At 70.5% G+C, this 18,388-nt stretch carries 21 protein-coding genes and 1 pseudogene; 9 read left to right on the plus strand and 13 right to left on the minus strand.

Translation table 11 applies throughout. The annotated features are described in order from the left end of the window. From OVA15_RS10265 to OVA15_RS10280, 4 genes are read right to left on the minus strand one after another with little or no spacing between them, the layout of a single operon-like run. The gene (locus OVA15_RS10265; RefSeq protein ID WP_268144777.1) at positions 1 to 1,188 is read right to left on the minus strand and encodes a thiolase family protein; all 1,188 of its coding nucleotides are present in this window, start codon (positions 1,186 to 1,188) and stop codon (positions 1 to 3) included. Continuing rightward, positions 1,169 to 2,566 (minus strand): class I adenylate-forming enzyme family protein, encoded by a 1,398-nt coding sequence (locus OVA15_RS10270; RefSeq protein ID WP_206390529.1) that lies wholly within the window; start codon positions 2,564 to 2,566, stop codon positions 1,169 to 1,171. The genes OVA15_RS10265 and OVA15_RS10270 overlap by 20 nt, the downstream gene beginning before the upstream one ends. Positions 2,567 to 2,568: 2 nt before the next feature. Further along, positions 2,569 to 2,793, minus strand: coding sequence for a hypothetical protein (locus OVA15_RS10275; protein WP_206390561.1), 225 nt, complete (start codon positions 2,791 to 2,793; stop codon positions 2,569 to 2,571). A 6-nt stretch (positions 2,794 to 2,799) separates the two neighbouring features. After that, positions 2,800 to 3,204 carry a hypothetical protein gene (locus OVA15_RS10280; RefSeq protein WP_053448102.1) on the minus strand — a complete coding sequence of 135 codons (405 nt, stop codon included), beginning with the start codon at positions 3,202 to 3,204 and terminating at the stop codon, positions 2,800 to 2,802. A 150-nt stretch (positions 3,205 to 3,354) separates the two neighbouring features. On the opposite strand from OVA15_RS10280, the gene OVA15_RS10285 reads away from it, so the two are divergent. Then, positions 3,355 to 4,374: a zinc-dependent alcohol dehydrogenase family protein gene (locus tag OVA15_RS10285; RefSeq protein ID WP_006214302.1), complete on the plus strand. Its 1,020-nt coding sequence runs from the start codon at positions 3,355 to 3,357 to the stop codon at positions 4,372 to 4,374. A gap of 69 nt (positions 4,375 to 4,443) precedes the next feature. Here OVA15_RS10285 and OVA15_RS10290 read toward each other — a convergent pair whose 3' ends face one another. Genes OVA15_RS10290 through OVA15_RS10300 form a run of 3 tightly spaced genes read right to left on the minus strand, consistent with a single transcriptional unit; the run spans position 4,444 to position 6,672 of the window. Beyond that, positions 4,444 to 5,022, minus strand: a complete 579-nt coding sequence (locus OVA15_RS10290; RefSeq protein WP_268144783.1) for a DapH/DapD/GlmU-related protein — start codon at positions 5,020 to 5,022, stop codon at positions 4,444 to 4,446. 36 nt (positions 5,023 to 5,058) lie between these two features. Beyond that, positions 5,059 to 5,748 carry an MOSC domain-containing protein gene (locus OVA15_RS10295; RefSeq protein WP_268144785.1) on the minus strand — a complete coding sequence of 230 codons (690 nt, stop codon included), beginning with the start codon at positions 5,746 to 5,748 and terminating at the stop codon, positions 5,059 to 5,061. An 18-nt stretch (positions 5,749 to 5,766) separates the two neighbouring features. Further along, positions 5,767 to 6,672: an aldo/keto reductase gene (locus OVA15_RS10300; RefSeq protein WP_268144787.1), complete on the minus strand. Its 906-nt coding sequence runs from the start codon at positions 6,670 to 6,672 to the stop codon at positions 5,767 to 5,769. A 171-nt stretch (positions 6,673 to 6,843) separates the two neighbouring features. On the opposite strand from OVA15_RS10300, the gene OVA15_RS10305 reads away from it, so the two are divergent. Both OVA15_RS10305 and OVA15_RS10310 read left to right on the plus strand, forming a co-directional pair. Next, positions 6,844 to 7,188, plus strand: a complete 345-nt coding sequence (locus OVA15_RS10305) for a VOC family protein (RefSeq protein ID WP_268144790.1) — start codon at positions 6,844 to 6,846, stop codon at positions 7,186 to 7,188. Positions 7,189 to 7,240: 52 nt separating this feature from the next. Further along, complete coding sequence (locus OVA15_RS10310; protein ID WP_268144792.1) at positions 7,241 to 8,023, plus strand: thioesterase family protein; 783 nt, start codon at positions 7,241 to 7,243, stop codon at positions 8,021 to 8,023. A 151-nt stretch (positions 8,024 to 8,174) separates the two neighbouring features. Here OVA15_RS10310 and OVA15_RS10315 read toward each other — a convergent pair whose 3' ends face one another. The 5 genes and pseudogenes from OVA15_RS10315 to OVA15_RS10335 all read right to left on the minus strand — a co-directional run bounded on the left by OVA15_RS10315 (position 8,175) and on the right by OVA15_RS10335 (position 11,624). After that, positions 8,175 to 9,176, minus strand: coding sequence for a bile acid:sodium symporter family protein (locus OVA15_RS10315; protein WP_268144794.1), 1,002 nt, complete (start codon positions 9,174 to 9,176; stop codon positions 8,175 to 8,177). A 64-nt stretch (positions 9,177 to 9,240) separates the two neighbouring features. Beyond that, positions 9,241 to 9,582, minus strand: coding sequence for a RidA family protein (locus tag OVA15_RS10320; protein ID WP_326493287.1), 342 nt, complete (start codon positions 9,580 to 9,582; stop codon positions 9,241 to 9,243). Positions 9,583 to 9,665: 83 nt separating this feature from the next. After that, positions 9,666 to 10,688 (minus strand): annotated as a pseudogene (locus OVA15_RS10325) (FAD-dependent monooxygenase); the annotation flags it as partial. 49 nt (positions 10,689 to 10,737) lie between these two features. Further along, complete coding sequence (locus OVA15_RS10330; RefSeq protein ID WP_006214311.1) at positions 10,738 to 11,160, minus strand: hypothetical protein; 423 nt, start codon at positions 11,158 to 11,160, stop codon at positions 10,738 to 10,740. Continuing rightward, positions 11,157 to 11,624, minus strand: a complete 468-nt coding sequence (locus tag OVA15_RS10335) for an Lrp/AsnC family transcriptional regulator (protein WP_058871657.1) — start codon at positions 11,622 to 11,624, stop codon at positions 11,157 to 11,159. Before OVA15_RS10335 ends, OVA15_RS10330 begins: the two co-directional genes overlap by 4 nt. A 166-nt stretch (positions 11,625 to 11,790) precedes the next feature. On the opposite strand from OVA15_RS10335, the gene OVA15_RS10340 reads away from it, so the two are divergent. Next, positions 11,791 to 13,014 (plus strand): NAD(P)/FAD-dependent oxidoreductase, encoded by a 1,224-nt coding sequence (locus OVA15_RS10340; RefSeq protein ID WP_268144798.1) that lies wholly within the window; start codon positions 11,791 to 11,793, stop codon positions 13,012 to 13,014. 16 nt (positions 13,015 to 13,030) lie between these two features. Then, positions 13,031 to 13,981, plus strand: coding sequence for a pyridoxal-phosphate dependent enzyme (locus OVA15_RS10345; protein WP_268144801.1), 951 nt, complete (start codon positions 13,031 to 13,033; stop codon positions 13,979 to 13,981). A gap of 9 nt (positions 13,982 to 13,990) precedes the next feature. Here OVA15_RS10345 and OVA15_RS10350 read toward each other — a convergent pair whose 3' ends face one another. Beyond that, positions 13,991 to 15,028, minus strand: coding sequence for a restriction endonuclease (locus OVA15_RS10350; RefSeq protein ID WP_268144803.1), 1,038 nt, complete (start codon positions 15,026 to 15,028; stop codon positions 13,991 to 13,993). 154 nt (positions 15,029 to 15,182) lie between these two features. Here OVA15_RS10350 and OVA15_RS10355 point away from each other — a divergent pair, with 154 nt between their 5' ends. From OVA15_RS10355 to OVA15_RS10370, 4 genes are all read left to right on the plus strand, one after another. Next, on the plus strand, positions 15,183 to 15,395 hold the full coding sequence (locus OVA15_RS10355) for a heavy-metal-associated domain-containing protein (protein ID WP_006214316.1): 213 nt from the start codon (positions 15,183 to 15,185) through the stop codon (positions 15,393 to 15,395). Beyond that, positions 15,392 to 15,577 (plus strand): hypothetical protein, encoded by a 186-nt coding sequence (locus OVA15_RS10360; RefSeq protein ID WP_204782460.1) that lies wholly within the window; start codon positions 15,392 to 15,394, stop codon positions 15,575 to 15,577. The genes OVA15_RS10355 and OVA15_RS10360 overlap by 4 nt, the downstream gene beginning before the upstream one ends. 58 nt (positions 15,578 to 15,635) lie before the next feature. Then, positions 15,636 to 17,963 (plus strand): heavy metal translocating P-type ATPase, encoded by a 2,328-nt coding sequence (locus OVA15_RS10365; protein ID WP_268144806.1) that lies wholly within the window; start codon positions 15,636 to 15,638, stop codon positions 17,961 to 17,963. 95 nt (positions 17,964 to 18,058) lie between these two features. Continuing rightward, on the plus strand, positions 18,059 to 18,379 hold the full coding sequence (locus tag OVA15_RS10370; protein WP_036307642.1) for a metal-sensitive transcriptional regulator: 321 nt from the start codon (positions 18,059 to 18,061) through the stop codon (positions 18,377 to 18,379). Positions 18,380 to 18,388: the final 9 nt, after the last annotated feature.

Genomic DNA, 18,388 nt, shown 5'->3' on the forward strand with positions numbered 1-18,388 from the left:
TCAGCGCGTGGGCCCGGGGACGGCGGTCTTCTCGAAGAGCGCCGCCGTGCCGATGCCGCCGGCCGAGCTGATCATGGCCAGCAGCAGGCTGCCCTCCGGCAGATCGCGCGCTCGGGCCAGCAGCCGGACCACGGAGACCGCCCCGGAGGCGCCGTAGGCGTGGCCGAGGGCCAGGGCGCCGCCGTCGGCGTTGAGCACGCGCTCGTCGATGCCCAGCAAGTCGGTGCAGGCGAGCACCTGCCCGGCGAAGGCCTCGTTGAACTCGACCGCCGCGAGCTGCCGTGCGGCTATCCCCTGCTCCTCCAGCAGCCGGGCCGCCGCGGTTGCCGCCCCCAGGCCCAGCCGCGTGGGATCCACCCCCTGGGTCGACGCGCCGCGGAAGGCCAGGGCCGTCGTCGCTCGCAGGCCGTGCGCCGCCGCCGGGGTCGCGATCAGGACTGCAGCGGCCCCATCCGCATCGGCGCACGAACTCCCTGCGGTCACGGTGCCTCCGTCGACGAATGCCGCCGGGAAGCGGGCCAGCAGCTCGGCGTTCAAGCGCGGACGCGGGCCGTTGTCGGCCGTGACCTCGCCGCGGGCACCGGTCACCGGCACGAGCTCGTCACGGAACCGGCCGGCGGCTGCCGCCTCGAGCGCCCTGCGATGGCTGCGCAGCGCGAACGCGTCCTGGCGCTGACGGTCGATCCCGTGCTCCCGGGCCACGGTCTCGGCGGCTTCACCCATGCCCGGGTCCCCCAGGTGCTCGGGGCTGAAGCGGGCGCGCCGGTAGAACTCGACCTCCCCGTCCGCGCCGCGACGGCCTCGCAGCGGAGCCGTGCTGATGCTCTCGGCGCCGCCGGCCAGGAAGGCGCTTCCCGCTCCGGCCTGCGCCAGTCGGCAGGCCAGCACGACGGCGTCGAGCCCCGAGCCGCACTGCCGATCGACCGTGACCCCCGGGACCGACAGCGGCAGCCCGGCCTCCAGGATCGACAGCCGGGCCAGGTTGCCGCCGGCGCCCACCGCGTTGCCCATCACGACGTCCGCGACGGACTCCGGCGCCAGGCCCGTCTCCGTCACGAGCCGCTGCAGGATCGGCGCCAGCAGACGGTGCACGGGCACGTCGGCCAGCGCGGTCCCTGCTCGTGTCAGCGGGGTCCGGCGCCCGAGCAGGAGCAGAGGCGCTGAGGGATCAGCCGAGCGGTCGGGCACGGGGATCTCCCTCCTCGATCCAGGACCGCAGCACGGCTCGACTGATCTTCCCTCCGCCGGTGACGGGCAGTTCACCCAGACGCCAGTACTGCTGGGGCCGCTTGGTCGAGGCCAGCATGGTCTCCAGCGCGGCCCGCAGACTCTGCCGATCCGCCCCTTCGTCCTCGAGAAGGACGCCGGCGACCAGGCGCTGTCCGCGAGAAGGATCCGGCAGGCCCACCACGACGGCCTCGGCCACCCCCGGCACAGAGCCGATCGCGGCCTCCACCTCCTGGGGGTAGATGTTCAGCCCGCCCGTGTTGATCATCTCGGAGGCCCTGCCCAGCACGTGCAGCCGCCCATCGCGCAGGAAGCCCTGATCCCGCACCGTCGCCAGGTCTGCGATCCGCGCAAATGCCCGGCCGTCATCGCCCCACAGGTAGCCGTCGCACACCAGATCGGAGCGCACGGCGATGCTGCCGGTGCTGCCCTCCGGAAGGACACGGCCGTCGTGGTCCACGATGACCGCCTCCACGCCGGGGAACGGCAGCCCCACCGCCGTCGGGTCAAGCGTCCGGATCTCCCCCGGCGGATGCTCCTGAGCGGCCACGAAGCCGAGCTCCGCGGCGCCGAAGTACTCCCAGATCACGGCATTCGGCGCCCATCGGCGGGCCGCGGCCAGCGTCTGCGGATCCAGCTTCTGCCCCGCGCAGACGATTGCACGCAGTCCATGCGCAGACTCTCCGGCAGCCAGGGCGCGCTCGGCGATCAGGCGCAGCATCGTCGGCACGGCCACCACCCGGGTGACGCCCTCGGCGGTGATCGCCGCACGGGCCGCCGCGCTGTCGAAGCGCGGCAGGACGACGGCGGCGGCGCCGGCGTGCAGGCACTCGGAGAGAGCGTAGAGATTCATGCTCGACGACAGCGGGCCGGGCACCAGCACCCGGTCCTCGCTGCGCAGGTCGAAATGCCGGGTCGAGGCCTCGAAGGAGCGTCGCCAGGAGCCGCGGCTGCGCAGGAACCCCTTGGGCACCGAGGTGGTGCCGGAGGTCAGGCCCACCAGGAAGGCGGAGTCGTCGGGCCCGTCGCGCAGGTGTGCCGGTGCTGCGCTTTCCGGGAGCACGTCGCGGCAGCGCTGGCTCACCGCGCCGCCGATGCTCTCGGGCAGAGCCGGATCCAGGACCGCGCACACGCGCCGCTCGGCCACCCCCGCGGCCCATCGCACGACGAACTCCGTGCCGGTGCCCTGCTGCAGGAGCCCGACGGCCTCCCCTGAAGCCGCCAGCTCGGCAGCCCGCGAGCGCAGCCCGCTCCAGCTCAGCCGGTCCTCGGCGCAGACGACGGCCGTGTCCTGCGGACGCTGCTCGGCCCAGCGGGAGAGACGGTCCAGGAAGGGCACGGCTAGGCCGTTCCCAGCATGAGCTTGAAGCCCTCGTGGCTGCGCTCGAAGCCCAGCCGCTCGTAGAAGCGGTGGGCGTCCTTGCGCTGCCTGTCCTCCTCCGAGCAGATCCCATCGCGGGAGGCGCCCAGCATGTCGTCGGACATCAGCTCGATCAGCGCCGGCAGGTCCTCGGCCGTCGCCTCCTCCAACACGACGTCAGGTCCCGGAAGCTCGATCCTGTCCATTCGTCCTCACCATCCCGGCTGGTTGCTGCTGGTCCACGGGTCGCTGCGGTCGCGCCACGGATGCGGGCTGCCGTGGTCGATCTCGCGGCGCATCTCGACCAGGCGGTGATCCGCCTCGGCCCATCCGAGAACGCTCTCACGGTGGGCCACGTGCCCGCGCTCCGTCACGACCAGCGGCACGGCGGCCATCCCTGATGCACGGGCGAGCAGGACGAACGGCAGCGCGATCCACTGCGCCAGGGACTCGAGCAGCCACAGCACCAGCAGCGGGAGCAGCAGGATCATGGCGATCGCACCCACGACGACGGAGATCGGATCGTCCACGGCCGAGCCCGGCATGATCTCCAGGACGCCGGCCATCCAGCGCCGCGAGCGGCTTCGCCACGGAAGGAGGCGTCGGCGCGCCTTCATGGCTGTCTCCTCAGTCTCATGGCGGCCGACCGGCCGCGGATCGGTTCGTGAGCAGTCTGCCAGAGGTGTCCCGACAGGGCCTCTGTGTCGTCGGAGCCCCGTTCTACGCTTTCCAGCAGAAGGCACGACACGACTCATCAGGAGGCACCCATGCGCGGCGTCATCATGCACAGCCCCGGCGAGGTCCGGGTCCAGGATCGCGACGACCCCCAGATCGTCGAGCCCACGGACGCGATCATCAAGGTCACGGCCGCCTGCGTCTGCGGCTCGGACCTGTGGCCCTACCGCGGGGCCCAGGACGTGGAAGATCAGCCCATGGGCCACGAGTACGTGGGCGTCGTGGAGCAGGTCGGCGACAGCGTCACCACGGTGAAGCCCGGGGACTTCGTGGTGGGGTCGTTCATGACCTCGGACGGCACCTGCGAGATCTGCCAGGCCGGCTACCAGTCGCGCTGCGTGGACACCACGCCCATGGGCGGGATCGGCACGCAGGCGCAGCTCGCTCGCATCCCCCAGGCAGACGGCACGCTCGTGGCCACCCCGGAGCACCCGGACGAGGACCTCATCCCGTCGCTGCTCGCAGCCTCGGACGTGCTGGGCACCGGCTGGTTCGCCGCCGACGCCGCAGCCGCCGGCCCGGGCAAGACCGTGGCCGTGGTCGGCGACGGCGCCGTGGGCCTCATGGGCATCCTGGCCGCCCAGCAGATGGGCGCAGAGCGCATCATCGCCATGTCCCGCCACGAGTCCCGGCAGAAGCTTGCCCGCGAGTTCGGCGCCACGGATATCGTCACCGAGCGCGGAGACGACGGCGTGGCCAAGATCAAGGAGCTCACCGGCGGCCTCGGCGCGCACAGCGTCATCGAGGCCGTGGGCACCCAGGAGGCCATGCTCCAGGCCATCAAGTCCACCCGCCCCGGCGGTCACGTGGGCTTCGTCGGCGTCTCCCACGGCGTGGAGCTGCCCGGCGACCTCCTCTTCGGCAGCACGGTCCACCTGCACGGCGGCCCCGCCCCGGTGCGCCGCTACCTCCCGGAGCTGATCCAGCTGATCCTGGATCGGAAGATCGAGCCCGGCAAGGTCTTCGACAAGCGCCTGCCGCTTGAGGAGGCCGCGGAGGCCTACCGCCTCATGGACCAGCGCGAGGCCATCAAGGTGCTGCTGGAGGTCTGAGCCGCTTCTCCACCTCCCAGTCTTCTCCAAATCCAAATTGGGACTTGGAGAAGACTGGGCGCAGTGGATTCAGCGCTCGTACCCGGGCACTGAGCTGATCTGCTTCGCGGGCGTGCCGACCACCACGGCGCCCGCGGGCACATCCTTGGTCACGGTCGAGGAGGCGCCCACCACTGCCCCGTCGCCGATGGTGACGCCGGGCAGGATCGTGACGTTGGCGCCGAGCCAGACGTCGCCGCCCAGGACCACCGGAGCGGGGTGCATGTCGCCGCGCTCGGCCGGGTCCATGTCGTGATTCAACGTGGTGATCACTGCGTTGTGCCCGATCAGGCAGCGGTCGCCGATCGTGATCCCGCCCTGATCCTGGAACGCGCAGCCGGAGTTGATGAAGACGTCGCAGCCGATGCGCAGGGCTTTGCCGAAGTCCGAGCGCAGCGGCGGGAAGACGGTCACGGAGGCGTCGATCTCCTGGCCGGTCAGGGCACCGAGCAGTCGTCGCACCTTGCCCGGGTCCTGGTAGCCGGTGTTGAGCGCGGCGGTGATGCGCAGCGCCTCCTGGCTGATCTCGTGCATGGCCGCGTGCAGCGCGGACCCGCCCTGGATGGTCTCCCCGCGGTGCATGCGCTCCAGCAGCTCGTCGCGGTCCAAGATGCGCTCCTCCGTTGTCTTTGCCTCTGGCCCGTCTCAGGAATCAGACACTGCCCTGACCGGGTCGCCCACTGCCAGCTGACCCTCCCTCACGATCGTGCAGCCGTAGGCCAGCAGCGCCCCGGGACGGATGCGCCGGAGCAGGGAATGGTCCTTCTGGCCCGTGATCGGGTCGTGGTCGATGATCACGCAGCGCTCCAACTCCCCCACGACCCCCAGCGTCACCGCACCGACCTCAAGGCGCGATCCGGCCGCGAGCGCCAGCGGGGCGTCGCGGTCGTCGATCACCAGATTGGGACGGTAGCGGTCCGTGTCCGACGGCAGCCCCGCCAGCTCGGAGCGCAGCAGCACGCTCACGGGCGCGCCCCACACGATGGCGTCCGAGAACAGGGTGCGGGCCAACAGGACCTGCCGCCCGGCCTCTGCCGAGAGGCGCCGCGCGAGAGGTCCGTCGTGCACGCGCGCAGGGATCCGGCGGTCGTAGTAGCGGATCCGTGCCTCCTGATGGACCACGTGCTGGTCATCCCCGGGCAGATCCCCCGGCTCGACCACCAGTCGGACCATGGCCGGGAACTGCGGGGCCCGCAGGCAGGTCAGGTCATCGGCCCAGACCGGCGTCCAGCGACGGTCCCGGTCCAGCCCGCCGACCGCCACCCCGATCCGCTCATGCTGACTCCACCCCAGCCCCTTGACCAGGGTGGAGCCGATCCGCTCGAGGCGCGCCATGGTGATCCGGCAGGGGCCTCAGGCCTCCGGGATCTCCTTGCCGAAGGACTCGAGCGTGACCTCGTGCGGCTCAGGGCCGCCGCGCTTGCCGGTGTCGAGGGCATCGAGCCGGCCCAGCTCGTCGTCGCTGAGCTCGAAGCCGAAGACGTCCAGGTTCTCGCGGATTCGCTCGGGATTCACCGACTTGGGGATCACCTGACGGCCGCGCTGCAGCTGCCAGCGCAGCATGACCTGCGCCGGGGTGGCCTGGTGCGCCTGGGCGATCTGCGTGATCGTCGGGTCGTCGAAGGTCGTGTGCTCCTGGCCGTCGAGACCGCGGTAGCTGGTGATGCCGCCGATCGGGGACCAGGACTGGGTCAGGATGCCGTGCTCGCGCCCGAACTCCTCGACCTCGGTCTGAGCGAAGTACGGGTGGTACTCGATCTGGTTCACGGCAGGCACCACGGTGGTGCGCTGCATGAGCTCCTCCAGGTGGCGGACCTCGAAGTTGCTGACACCGATCGCACGGACCTTGCCGTCTGCGAGCAGCTGCTCGAGGGCCATGTACGCCTGGATCGTGCGCTCGAACTCGCCTTCGAGGGCCTGATGCAGGATCAGCAGATCGAGCTGCTCCACACCGAGCTTGCCGGCGGCCTTGTCGAAGGCGTGCAACGTCTCCTGGTAGCCGTAGTCGTTGATCCAGACCTTGGTCTCCAGGAAGACCTCGTCGCGCGGGACGCCGGAATCGCGCAGGCCCTGCCCGACCTCGCGCTCGTTGCCGTAGGCCGCGGCGGTGTCGATCAGGCGGTATCCGGCGCGCAGCGCGGCCTCGACGGCCTGGGCCGTCTCCTCCGGCTCGGACTGGTAGACGCCGAGCCCGATCACGGGCATCTCGACGCCGTTGTTCAGGATGAACGTGCTCGTGGGATTCTGCAGATCGGTCATCTGTCCATCATGCTCTGCGGCAGGGCATCTGCGGGAGGCCTTCTCCTCGACGCGAACACCCGCTCGCCACACGCGTCCATGTTGTGACGTGCGCGACATCGCCGCAGACTGGCCTCATGGACACCGCACCCCACCCCGCCCTGCCACACCACGGTCCTGGACACCCAGAACGTGGCCTCGCTGACTGACTTCTACCGTTCGCTGCTGGGCTGGGACTACGCGCCCGGGACCGAGAAGGACTCCGGCGAGTGGCGCACGCTGCTCGGACCCGGCGGCGTCAGGCTCTCCTTCCAGCGGGTGGAGGCGCTCCCGCCCTCGACCTGGCCGAGTCCCGACGTGCCGCAGCAGATCCACCTCGATCTGACTCTCGAGACCGTCGACGAGCTGCGGGCCCTGAAGCCTCGCCTGCTCGAGCTCGGTGCCGTCATGCTGCAGGACTCCCTGGATGATCCGGAGGAGCGGCTGCTGATCGTGGCAGACCCGGCCGGTCACCCGCTGTGCGTGTTCGTACCCTGATCCCTCATGCCCCCTGACGACTCCCCCGCTCCCTCGCCGACCCAGGAGACCCATGACCACCCAGCAGGCCTTCTTCCGCCGCACCAGCCCCACCACGTTCGAGCCCACCGAACACGCCTCGGGCGCCTGGTCGGAGGAGGATCACCACTTCGCCTCCATCGCCGGCCTCGTGGTGCACGAGCTCGAGCGCTTCCGCTCCAACCAGGGCGACTCGCAGCTGCAGCTCGGCCGGATCAGCTACGACATCCTGGGCCGCCTGCCCATGTCCGAGCTGACCGTCGACATCGAGGTCCTTCGGCCGGGGCGCACGATCGAGCTGCTGCAGGCCACCGTGACCATCGGCGGTCGCGCCGTCGTCATCGCCCGGGCCTGGTACCTCTCGCGCGCCGACACCGCCGATGTCGTCGGCGGCCAGGCCGAGCCGATGCCCTCGCCGGAGGAGGTCGAGCCCTGGGAGATGAGCAACGGGTGGCCGGGCGGCTACATCGCCCAGATCCAGGCCAGGGTCGTGCAGCAGCGCCCGGGGCGGGCGACCGTGTGGCTGCACAGCCCCTCGGAGATCGTGGAGGGGGAGACCGCCGGCGACCTCGCCCGATTCTTCTCCAGCATCGACGCCGCCAACGGGATCGCCGTCCGCCAGCAGACGGACCGGTGGACCTTCCCCAACGTCGATCTCACCGTCCATCTGCACCGGGTCCCGGAGGGCACCTGGACCGGGCTGGACACCGAGGTCATCTGGGGCCCGGACGGCGTGGGCCTCACCAGCTCCACGCTGCACGACGCCCGCGCACCCGTCGGCACGGCCGAGCAGATCCTGACACTGCGTCGGATCTGAGGGTCTCTGCGACTGGCCGAAACGCCACCTCATGCTCATCGACTGGCCGAATCGTCACCGTTTCGTCGCTGAAACGGTGACGATTCGGCCAGTCGAGGGAAGTGCGGTGAGGATTTGGCCAGTCGTGACGACGACGGGTGACGCGACTGCCTCAGCGGTGCGTGGGCTCCGCGTGATCGTCCGGACGACGACGGCCCCAGATCGAGGCCAGGATCCCTCCGGAGATGTTGTGCCACACCGAGAAGATCGCCCCGGGCAGCGCCGCCTCCGTCGTGAAGTACTGCGCGGCCAGTCCTGAGGCCAGCCCCGAGTTCTGCATGCCGACCTCCACGGAGACGGCGCGGCGGGAGGCCACCGGGAAGCGCACAAGCGCTGCGACCGCATACCCCAGGCCGTAGCCCAGCAGGTTGTGCAGGATGACGCCGACGAGCAGCCCCAGCCCGGCCGCGGCCAGGACCTCTCCGGAGCCCGAGACCACAGCGATCACCACGTAGGTGATGCCCAGCACCGAGACCCACGGCAGGATCGGCTCGACCCGACGCACGAATCCGGGCAGCAGGGAGTGGATGACCAGCCCCAGGATGATCGGGACCAGCACGATCTGCACCAGGGACAGAGCCAGGCTGCCGGTGGGCACCTCCAGGAACTGACCGGCCAGCGCCAGGGTGATCAGCGGGGTCAGCAGCGGCGAGAGCAGTGTGGACAGCGACGTCATGGTCACCGACAGCGCCACATCGCCCTTGGCCAGGTAGGTCACGACGTTCGACGACGTGCCGCCCGGCACCGAGCCCACCAGGATCATGCCTGCCGCCAGCTGCGGCGGCAGATCGAGCACAGTCGCAATGCCCAGGGCCAGCAGCGGCATGATCGTGAACTGCAGGATGACTCCGGCGATCACGGGCAGCGGCCGCTTCAGCACGAGCGCGAAGTCCGGCAGGGACAGCGTCAGCCCCATGCCGAACATGATGATCATCAGCGCCGGCGTCACGCCCGCGCCCCAGCCCGCAAAGGCCTGCGGGAACAGCAGGGCGACGGCGGCTCCGGCCAGGATCAGCAGCGGGAACACCGTCACGGCGCGTCGGCTGCTGCGCTGCTCCTGGCTCGATCCGCCGGTCGATCCTCCGCTGGGTTCGGTCTGCGAGTGCTGGGCCATGCTCGCCCTCCCCTTCCGTGTGCGATCCGTCGAGCCTATCGGCGGAGCACGGAGGAACGTGGGCTCAGCCCAGGTGTGCGATCGCCGAGATCTCCACCAGGAACTGCGGGCGCGCCAGGGCAGCCACGCCGATCACCGTGTGCGTGGGCAGGACGTCGCCGGTGAAGTGCCGAGCGCGGGCGGCGCTGATCGACGGCGCCTGGGTGATATCGGTGAGGTAGGTGGTCGTGGAGACGATGCCGTCCATGGACCCGCCGGCCTCCTCCACCACCGCGCGCATGTTCGTGAAGACCTGCTCCACCTGGACGTCGATGTCGCCCTCGCCCACGATCGTGCCGTCCGAGGCGAAGGACACCAGTCCGGAGATGTGCAGATCGTCGCCGGCGCGCACGCCGTAGGAGTACACGGTGCGAGCGGCGGGCTCGGCCGGCAGGGCGGGCCGTCGGGCAGGTGGAGCATCTCGCCCACCGCGACCGAGGCGTCCACGACGCGACGGGTCCGGAAGCGCCGTCGTCGTTCGTATTCGAGGCGAGCGGCATCCCAGTCGTCGGAGCCGGCCAGCAGGTCCGAGAGCACGATCGCGTCCTCGATGGACTGGTTCGCGCCCTGCCCGTGGTGCGGGACGGTCGCGTGGGCGGCGTCGCCGAGCAGCGTGATCCGGCCGTCGGACCAGTGCGTGAGCGGCGGTCGGAAGAACAGCGCCCACCGCTCGGTCACGGGCACCGCGGTGACCATCTCGACGACGGGTGCGGCCCAGTCCTCGAAGCCCTCGAGCTGATGGCCCTCCTCCACCGGCACGACCCAGCCCTTCTCGGACCACGGGAGCCGCTCGCGGCGGACCAGGAAGAAGTTCTGGTCCCCGCTGCCGATCGGATAGTGCAGCAGGTGCCCGCCGGGGCCCATCCAGAACTGGATCGCCTCCGGATCTGGCAGCGACGGCATCAGCTCGGGCGCCACGATCCCGCGGGAGGCGGAGCAGGCGGACCAGCGGGCGTCGTCGTAGCCCAGCAGCGTGCGCCGGGTCAGCGAGCGAGCGCCGTCCGCGCCGATGACCAGGTCGGCCTCGGCTGCGTCCCCGTCGGCGAAGTGCAGGACGGCTGCGTCGCCCGAGTCGTCGATCTGCGTCACGCGCTTGGACAGGTGCAGGGACTCCGGGTCCAGGGCGCCGAACAGGATGGCCTGCAGGTCCGCGCGGTGGATGCCCAGGAACGAGGCGCCGAAGCGGCTGCGGTACTCATCGTGCGACGACAGCCGTGCGATCCGCTCGCCGGTGCGGCCGTCCCGGAAGATCAGCCCGTCCACCTCCGCGGAGACGGCCCCCAGGGGCTCGGCCAGGCCGAAGCGCTGGTCGTAGAAGCGCGTGGCGTTGGCCGACAGCGACACCGCCGCCCCGACCTCCCGCAGCACCGAGGTCTGCTCGTAGAGCTGGACGTCCAACCCCCGGTGCTGCAGCTCGATGCCCAGGGTCAGGCCACCGATCCCAGCGCCGATGATGGCGATCCGCTTGCTCATGAGGTCTCCTTCGCAGGCCTGCGGCGAGCCTACGGCCTCGTGCTGCGCATCACATCCCCCGGGCCGCCAGCGCCCCGTGGCACGCCGCGAGCACTTCCGTCGCCGGCTCCCCCGCCCGGCAGGTGGACATGGGGACCTGGCCGAAGGCGCCGCGCGGCAGAGGATCCCGGCACAGCTGCGCGGTGCGCGGCCCATCCCAGTCGATGTGCACGAACCACGCACCGTCCTCTTGGACGATCTCGGCCACCGTCCCCACGGCGCACAGCTCCTGCCGCCGGGAGAGGTAGGCCCAGACCAGATCCCCGGGCCGCATGATCCGGAAGCCCGTGCGCAGGCACCAGCGGCGGATCGGCTGCGAGCGCCCGATCGCGTCCCAGACGGCCGTGGCATCTGCGCGGGTGCGCCAGTCGCCGGGCAGGTGCTCGGCGTGGGCGGCGGGGTCGATGGGCAGCAGCCAGTGCGCAGATCTCATCGCGGCGAGTGGTCGAAGATCAGGCTCGTGTTGGTGGACGCGACCTCCTCGCGCATGCTGATCCGGTCGGAGACCAGGGCGCGCAGGGCCTCGGTGTCGCGCACCGCCGCGTGGACCAGGAAGTCGCGGTCCCCGGCGAGGAAGTAAACCTGCCGCGACTCGGGCAGATCCGTCAGGTAGGCCTGGAATCGCGTCAGGGAGCGACGGGCGTGCGGGTGGACGCGGATGCTGATGAGCACCTCGATCGACAGCCCGAGCGCAGCAGGATCCACCTCGGCGCGGAAGCCGGTGATCACCCCGGACTCGACCAGCGCACCCACCCGCTTGTGACAGGTCGACTCCGCCGCCCCCACTCGACGGGCCAGCTCGCTGATCGCCATGCGCCCGTTGCCGCGCAGCTCGCGCAGCAGGGCCTGATCCAGCTCATCCAGGGCACGAGGCGAGGCGGATTCTGCGGCGACCATGGGCTCTCCTGAGGGTCGGTCAGCGGATTCCGCCGATTATCGCTGAATGCGCACGGATTCCTCCATGGACCATGGAGGAATCGGCAGAGTCCTTCTAGTGTTCCGGATCACATCATCAGCAGCGCCCGCGGCCACCCGCACCGCACGGTCCCCCAGGAGGAGAGGCATGAGCCACGCCATCGTCATCGGAGCAGGAATGGTCGGTCTGGCCACCGCCTGGCACCTCCAGGAGCGCGGTCTCGAGGTCACCGTGATCGACAAGGAGGGCGTGGCCGCGGGGTCGTCGTGGGGCAATGCCGGCTGGCTCTCCCCCGGCAAGACGATCCCGCTGTCGCACCCGAGCCTGTGGGGCTACGGGCCCAAGGCGCTGCTGGACCCCGACGCCGCCCTGCACGTCCCCGCCCGCGTGGACCCCACGCTGTGGAGCTTCTTCGCCCGGTTCATGGCGCACGCGACCACCAAGTCGTGGGATCGCACCATGGCCGCACTGACGCCGATCGACAAGCTCGCGCTGGAGGGCTTCGACGAGCTGACCGACGGCGGCATCGAGTCCTGGACGCGCAAGAGCCCGTTCGTCGTCGGGTTCGAGAACGAGAAGCAGTCCCAGGGGTTCCTGGGCGAGGTGGCCGGAGCGGTCCGCCACGGCCAGGACGTGCCGTTCGAGCCGCTCGAGAACCCCCGCGAGCTCGCGCCGATGCTCTCCGAGAACGTGAAGGTGGCCTATCGGCTGGAGGGCCAGCGCTTCTTCGAGCCCGGCCCGTTCATGGAGGCGCTGGGGCAGGCCTTCGTCCAGCGCGGCGGCACCCTGCGCACGGGTGTCGAGGTCACCGACGTGAACTCCACGCGGACACCGTCGGTGACGCTGTCCACGGGCGAGCACCTCACCGCAGACACCGTCGTGATCGCCACCGGCGCCTGGCTGCCCCGGCTGGCAGCGCCGCTGGGCGTGAAGGTGAAGGTCCAGGCCGGGCGCGGGTACTCGTTCTCCGTGGCCACCGACCAGCCCGCCGAGCACCCCGTGTACCTGCCGCACGCGCGCATGGCCTGCACCCCCTATCAGGGGCGGTTCCGCATCGCCGGCACCATGGAGTTCAAGCACGCCGACGAGCCCTTCGACCCGGGGCGCATCACCGCGATCGTCAACGAGGCGCGGAAGCTGATGACCGGGGTGGACCTCGACGCGCGCCAGGACGAGTGGGTCGGCTCGCGCCCCGTCACCCCGGACGGCCTCCCGCTGATCGGCGCCACGCAGGTCCCCAATGTCTACGTGGCCGGCGGGCACGGCATGTGGGGCATGGTCCTGGGACCCATCACCGGGCGCCTTCTGGCCGATCAGATCACCACCGGCGCGATCCACCCGGCGATCACGCCGTTCGATCCGCTGCGCTGAGACGGATACTGGGGCCATGAGCCCCACCTCCGACGACGTCCCGGCCGCCGCCCGCATCCTCGAGGGCGTCGCGCACCGCACCCCGGTGCTGAGCTCGAGCACGCTTGACGCACAGCTCGGGTGCTCCGCGCATCTCAAGGCCGAGAACCTGCAGCGGGCCGGAGCGTTCAAGTTCCGCGGGGCGTTCACCGCGCTGTCTCGGCTGCCGCACGACGACGCCGTCGTCGCCTTCTCCTCGGGCAACCATGCCCAGGTGGTGGCCCTGGCCGCTGCGCTGCAGGGGCGTGCGGCCACGATCGTGATGCCGTCCGATGCCCCGGCGATGAAGTCGGCGGCCACGCGCGGCTACGGCGCCGAGGTGGTGGCCTACGACCGCCGCACCGAGGATCGCGCGGCGCTGGCGGCCCGTCTGGCCGAGGAGCGCGGGGCGCATGTGATCCCGCCGTTCGACCACCCGGACATCATCGCCGGGCAGGGCACGGCCGCCCTCGAGCTGCTCCAGGAGACCGGGCCGCTCGATCTGCTCTTCGTGCCGCTGGGCGGCGGGGGCCTGCTCTCTGGGTCACTGCTGGCCGCCGGCCTGCTGGCTCCGGGCTGCCGCGTGATCGGCGTGGAGCCTGCCGCCGGCGACGACGTCCAGCGCTCCCTGGCTCTGGGACGCCCCGTCACGATCGACGTCCCCGAGACGCTGGCCGACGGGGCCCAGACCACCCGGGTGGGCGACACGACGTTCGCGATCATCCGCGAGCGCGTGGAGTCGGTCATCACCGTGGCCGACGACGCCCTGGTGGCCGAGATGCGCTTCCTGGCCGAGCGCATGAAGACGGTCGTGGAGCCCACCGGCTGCCTGGGGCTGGCAGGACTGCGCGCCTGGGCTCAGGAGCACGACGTCGGCGGGCTGCGGGCGGGCGTGATCCTCAGCGGCGGGAACGTGGATCTGCGGAGGTTCGCGGCGCTGGTGGGGTGAGCGTGTCGCTCACTGCGACTCGGGCGCCGCATCCACCACAAGCAGGGAGCGCAGCGGCATCCGCGACCGCCAGCGGGGCGGCAGCTCCATGTAGTGCTCCAGCGTCAGACGCGTGATGTCCGCGCCGCCGAAGAGCCTCAGATTCTGCCGCTCTCGTTCCAGGTCGATCGCATCACGGCTGTAAGACCCCAGCGTCACGAACAAGCCCACTTCACCCGTGGACAGAGTGCCGATCAGCTGCTGGACGTCCGGCCTTCCCTTCCTGCCCACGGAATGCTTGCACTGGACCTTGATGAGCGGAGGCTCCAGCCCCAGCGGATCCTTGTGCGCGAGGACGTCGACACCGCCATCCGTGCTGAATGAGGTGACTCGCGCCTGGTAGCCCATAGTGCGCAGCAGATCAGCCACGAAGTGCTCGAACTCCTCATGGCTGAGCTCATCCCTCAGAGTCCGGATGATGAAGTCCCGCGTGTGCTGGTCGATGCGGTCGGCGTTCGGCTCGTTCTCCGCAATGCGCACTGCCTCCTCAGCGGAGTCGCCGCCGATCGGCCTGCTGGCCTGGGCCTCGAAGGTCTCCTCTGACCCCGAGTCGAGGAACTTCTGGAATACCTCGACATGCCTGCTGATCTGGAACAGCGTGATCGAGGACCCGATTTCATAGAGAGCGCTCTGAGGGAAGAGTCCACGCGCGACTCCGGTCTTCAGCCAGCGCACCTTGCGCCGGTGCGGATGGCGCTCGACCTCCGGATGGAACTCGTAGTCACCCTCCACCACACCGAAGTTCAGTGTGGAATCGGGCTTGTACGGCGCGACCACGATGTCTCCTCGTCTCATCTGCGCCGCAAAGCGGTAGAGGACTCCCGCCCAGACCGGAATCGCCCCTGCCTTTGCCTCCGGGTGGGCCCGCACCATCGCCTCTCTGATGCTCTCCCGGTCCATGCCGATGGCTCGCAGATCGCCGATCTCCTCCCACCCGATGGAGACGAACCCCTCCTCTACGAGCTCCGCCCCCAGGGCGTCGTTATGGATTCCCCACATCGCCACCATCAGTGCCTGCCTCCTGCCGAATCGCCGTGCCGCTGCTCCACCCTAGACAACGCCCGACCCGACGGATGCCCCCTTGACCCACATACCCCAAGGGGGTATACCTGGAGTCAGTATCTACCCCCTAGGGGTATCACCATCAGCGAAGGAGCGCACCATGGCCACCACCGAGTTCAACGTCACCGGCATGACCTGCGGCCACTGCGAGATGTCCGTGCGCGAAGAGGTCGAGGAGATCCCCGGAGCCTCCGTGAGCCAGGTCAGCCACGAGACCGGCCGCCTCGTCGTCGAGAGCGACCAGCCCGTCGACGACGCCGCAGTGAAGGCCGCCGTCGAGGAGGCCGGCTACTCGGCCGAGCGCGCAGCGTGAGCGCCGCCGCCCGCCTCGGGGCCTACCTCGCGGCGCTGGCGGCGGTCTTCGTCGCCGCCTTCTTCATCGGCCGCGCCGTCGTGCCTCAGAGCACCGTGGACTCCTGGACCCAGCAGGCCGAGGAGTCCTCGCACTCGCAGACCCCGGACGAGCCTGAGAACCCCGCCGATTCCGATCACTGACCCCCCCGATCCGCCGCACCGGGCCGGGGAGAGCACCGACTTCCAGGAAGAAGCACCCATGACCACCTCCGCGCCCACGGACTCCAGCGCCCAGCCGCAGTCGCCGGGTCCCGACGTCGAGCTGCTGCTCGGCGGCATGACCTGCGCGTCGTGCGCCAACCGCATCGAGCGCAAGCTGAACAAGCTCGACGGCGTGAGCGCCTCGGTCAACTACGCGACCGAGAAGGCGCGCGTCTCCGTGCCGGAGGGATATGACAGCCAGCAGCTGATCAGCACGGTCGAGCAGGCGGGCTACACCGCCGAGCTGCCCATGTCCAAGGGCGCGGAGCCGCAGAAGAACGACGACGAGGGCGAGGACCCCGAGCTCACCTCGCTGCGCCATCGCCTCATCGGGGCGGGTGTGCTGGGCGTTCCGGTCATCATCCTGGCGATGATCCCCGCACTGCAGTTCACCTACTGGCAGTGGCTCTCGCTCACCCTGGTCGCCCCCGTGATCGTGTGGGCCGGCTGGCCCTTCCACAAGGCCGCCTGGACCAACCTGCGCCACGGCTCGGCCACCATGGACACGCTGATCTCCATGGGCACGATCGCCGCGTTCCTGTGGTCGCTCTACGCCCTGTTCTTCGGCACCGCCGGGATGCCGGGAATGACGCACGCCTTCGAGCTGTCGGTAGAGCCCACGGACGGCGCCAGCGCGATCTACCTGGAGGTCGCCGCAGGCGTCATCTTCTTCATCCTGGGCGGGCGCTACTTCGAGAAGCACTCCAAGCGCCAGGCCGGCGCTGCGCTGCGCTCGCTCATGGAGCTGGGCTCCAAGGAGGTCGCCGTCCTGCGCGACGGCGCCGAGACCCTCATCTCGATCGATGATCTCGCCGAGGGCGACGAGTTCGTCGTGCGCCCCGGAGAGAAGATCGCCACCGACGGCACCGTGGTCTCCGGCTCCTCCGCCGTGGACGCCTCCATGCTGACCGGCGAGTCCGTCCCGGTCGAGGTCTCCGAGGGCGACAACGTCACCGGCGCGACCGTCAACACCGGCGGGCGCCTGGTCGTGCGCGCCACTCGCGTCGGCTCCGACACGCAGCTGGCGCAGATGGCCCAGATGGTCGAGGACGCGCAGTCCGGCAAGGCCGAGGTCCAGCGCCTGGCCGATCGGATCTCCGGCGTCTTCGTCCCGATCGTCATCGCGATCGCCGTGGCGACCCTGGGCGTGTGGCTGGGCGCGGGCTTCCCGATCACCGCCGCCTTCACCGCCTCGGTGGCCGTGCTGATCATCGCCTGCCCCTGCGCCCTGGGGCTGGCGACTCCTACCGCGCTGCTGGTCGGCACCGGCCGCGGCGCGCAGCTGGGCATCCTCATCAAGGGCCCCGAGGTCCTGGAGTCCACCCGCAAGGTCGACACCGTGGTGCTGGACAAGACGGGCACCGTGACCACCGGCCGCATGACGCTGAAGAGTGCGTATGCCGTCGATGGAATGGATGAGCAGGAGCTGCTGCGCATCGCCGGGGCCCTGGAGGACTCCTCGGAGCACCCCATCGCGCGTGCCATCACCCGCGGCGCCCGCGAGCGCGTGGGCGCCCTGCCGACTGTGGAGAGCTTCCAGAACCTGGAGGGCCGCGGCGTGCAGGGCGTCGTCGACGGACGTCTGGCGGTCATCGGCCGTGAGACCATGCTCGAGGAGTGGTCCCTGCAGATGCCCGAGGCCCTCGCCCGCGCCAAGGAGCAGGCGGAGTCCGATGGTGAGACCGCCGTCGTCGTGGCCTGGGACGGTGCCGTGGGCGGCGTCCTGACGGTCGCCGATGCGGTCAAGGAGACCAGCGCCGAGGCCATCCGCCAGTTCCGCGACCTGGGTCTGACGCCCGTGCTGCTGACCGGCGACAACCAGGCCGTGGCCGAGACGGTGGCCGCGGAGGTCGGGATCGAGAAGGTCATCGCCGGCGTCCTGCCGCAGGACAAGGTCACGACCATCCAGCAGCTGCAGGACGAGGGCCGCGTGGTCGCCATGGTCGGCGACGGCGTCAACGACTCCGCCGCCCTCGCCCAGGCCGATCTGGGCATGGCCATGGGCACCGGCACGGATGCCGCCATCCAGGCCGCCGACATCACACTGGTGCGCGGGGATCTGCGCGCGGCCTCGGATGCGGTGCGCCTGTCGCGCAAGACCCTGGGCGTGATCAAGTCCAACCTGTTCTGGGCCTTCGCCTACAACATGGCCGCGATCCCGCTGGCCGCCTTCGGACTGCTGAACCCCATGCTCGCCGGCGCGGCCATGGCATTCTCTTCCGTGTCCGTGGTGGCCAACAGCCTGCGGCTGCGCGGGTTCCGCAGCTGCTCCGGCGCCGCACCTGCCGCCGCGACGGCCGACGAGCGCGAGCCCGCCGCCGCATGAGCATCCCGAACGACCAGGAGACCAGCACCATGAGCACCGATCAGGACGCCGCCGACGAGGCCCTCGTGGAGCAGACGGCGGAAGCCACCGCGGACATGGCCCCGGACAGCGAGCTCGATCAGGACGGCCACGCCCACCACGGGTACATGTCGGACAAGCAGCGCTACCTGGCCCGCCTCAAGCGCATCGAGGGTCAGGCCCGGGGCATCCACCGCATGATCGACGAGGAGAAGTACTGCATCGACATCCTCACGCAGATCTCCGCGCTGAACTCGGCCCTGCGCAATGTGGGCCTGGGCCTGCTCGACGACCACATGCGCCACTGCGTGGTCGATGCCGCGCAGGCAGGCGGCGAGGAGGCCGACGCCAAGATGCAGGAGGCCTCCCAGGCCATCGCCCGGCTGATGAAGGGCTGAGACCGGGCT

This window comes from Kocuria sp. SL71 (assembly GCF_026672465.1).
GTDB lineage: Bacteria > Actinomycetota > Actinomycetes > Actinomycetales > Micrococcaceae > Kocuria > Kocuria palustris.

Coding starts and splice junctions, on each gene's coding strand:
- OVA15_RS10275 (WP_206390561.1), bottom strand. CDS start 2,793: ATGGACAGGATCGAGCTTCCGGGACCTGACGTCGTGTTGGAGGAGGCG.
- OVA15_RS10280 (WP_053448102.1), bottom strand. CDS start 3,204: ATGAAGGCGCGCCGACGCCTCCTTCCGTGGCGAAGCCGCTCGCGGCGC.
- OVA15_RS10285 (WP_006214302.1), top strand. CDS start 3,355: ATGCGCGGCGTCATCATGCACAGCCCCGGCGAGGTCCGGGTCCAGGAT.
- OVA15_RS10295 (WP_268144785.1), bottom strand. CDS start 5,748: ATGGCGCGCCTCGAGCGGATCGGCTCCACCCTGGTCAAGGGGCTGGGG.
- OVA15_RS10300 (WP_268144787.1), bottom strand. CDS start 6,672: ATGACCGATCTGCAGAATCCCACGAGCACGTTCATCCTGAACAACGGC.
- OVA15_RS10310 (WP_268144792.1), top strand. CDS start 7,241: ATGACCACCCAGCAGGCCTTCTTCCGCCGCACCAGCCCCACCACGTTC.
- OVA15_RS10315 (WP_268144794.1), bottom strand. CDS start 9,176: ATGGCCCAGCACTCGCAGACCGAACCCAGCGGAGGATCGACCGGCGGA.
- OVA15_RS10330 (WP_006214311.1), bottom strand. CDS start 11,160: ATGAGATCTGCGCACTGGCTGCTGCCCATCGACCCCGCCGCCCACGCC.
- OVA15_RS10335 (WP_058871657.1), bottom strand. CDS start 11,624: ATGGTCGCCGCAGAATCCGCCTCGCCTCGTGCCCTGGATGAGCTGGAT.
- OVA15_RS10340 (WP_268144798.1), top strand. CDS start 11,791: ATGAGCCACGCCATCGTCATCGGAGCAGGAATGGTCGGTCTGGCCACC.
- OVA15_RS10345 (WP_268144801.1), top strand. CDS start 13,031: ATGAGCCCCACCTCCGACGACGTCCCGGCCGCCGCCCGCATCCTCGAG.
- OVA15_RS10350 (WP_268144803.1), bottom strand. CDS start 15,028: ATGGTGGCGATGTGGGGAATCCATAACGACGCCCTGGGGGCGGAGCTC.
- OVA15_RS10355 (WP_006214316.1), top strand. CDS start 15,183: ATGGCCACCACCGAGTTCAACGTCACCGGCATGACCTGCGGCCACTGC.
- OVA15_RS10365 (WP_268144806.1), top strand. CDS start 15,636: ATGACCACCTCCGCGCCCACGGACTCCAGCGCCCAGCCGCAGTCGCCG.
- OVA15_RS10370 (WP_036307642.1), top strand. CDS start 18,059: ATGGCCCCGGACAGCGAGCTCGATCAGGACGGCCACGCCCACCACGGG.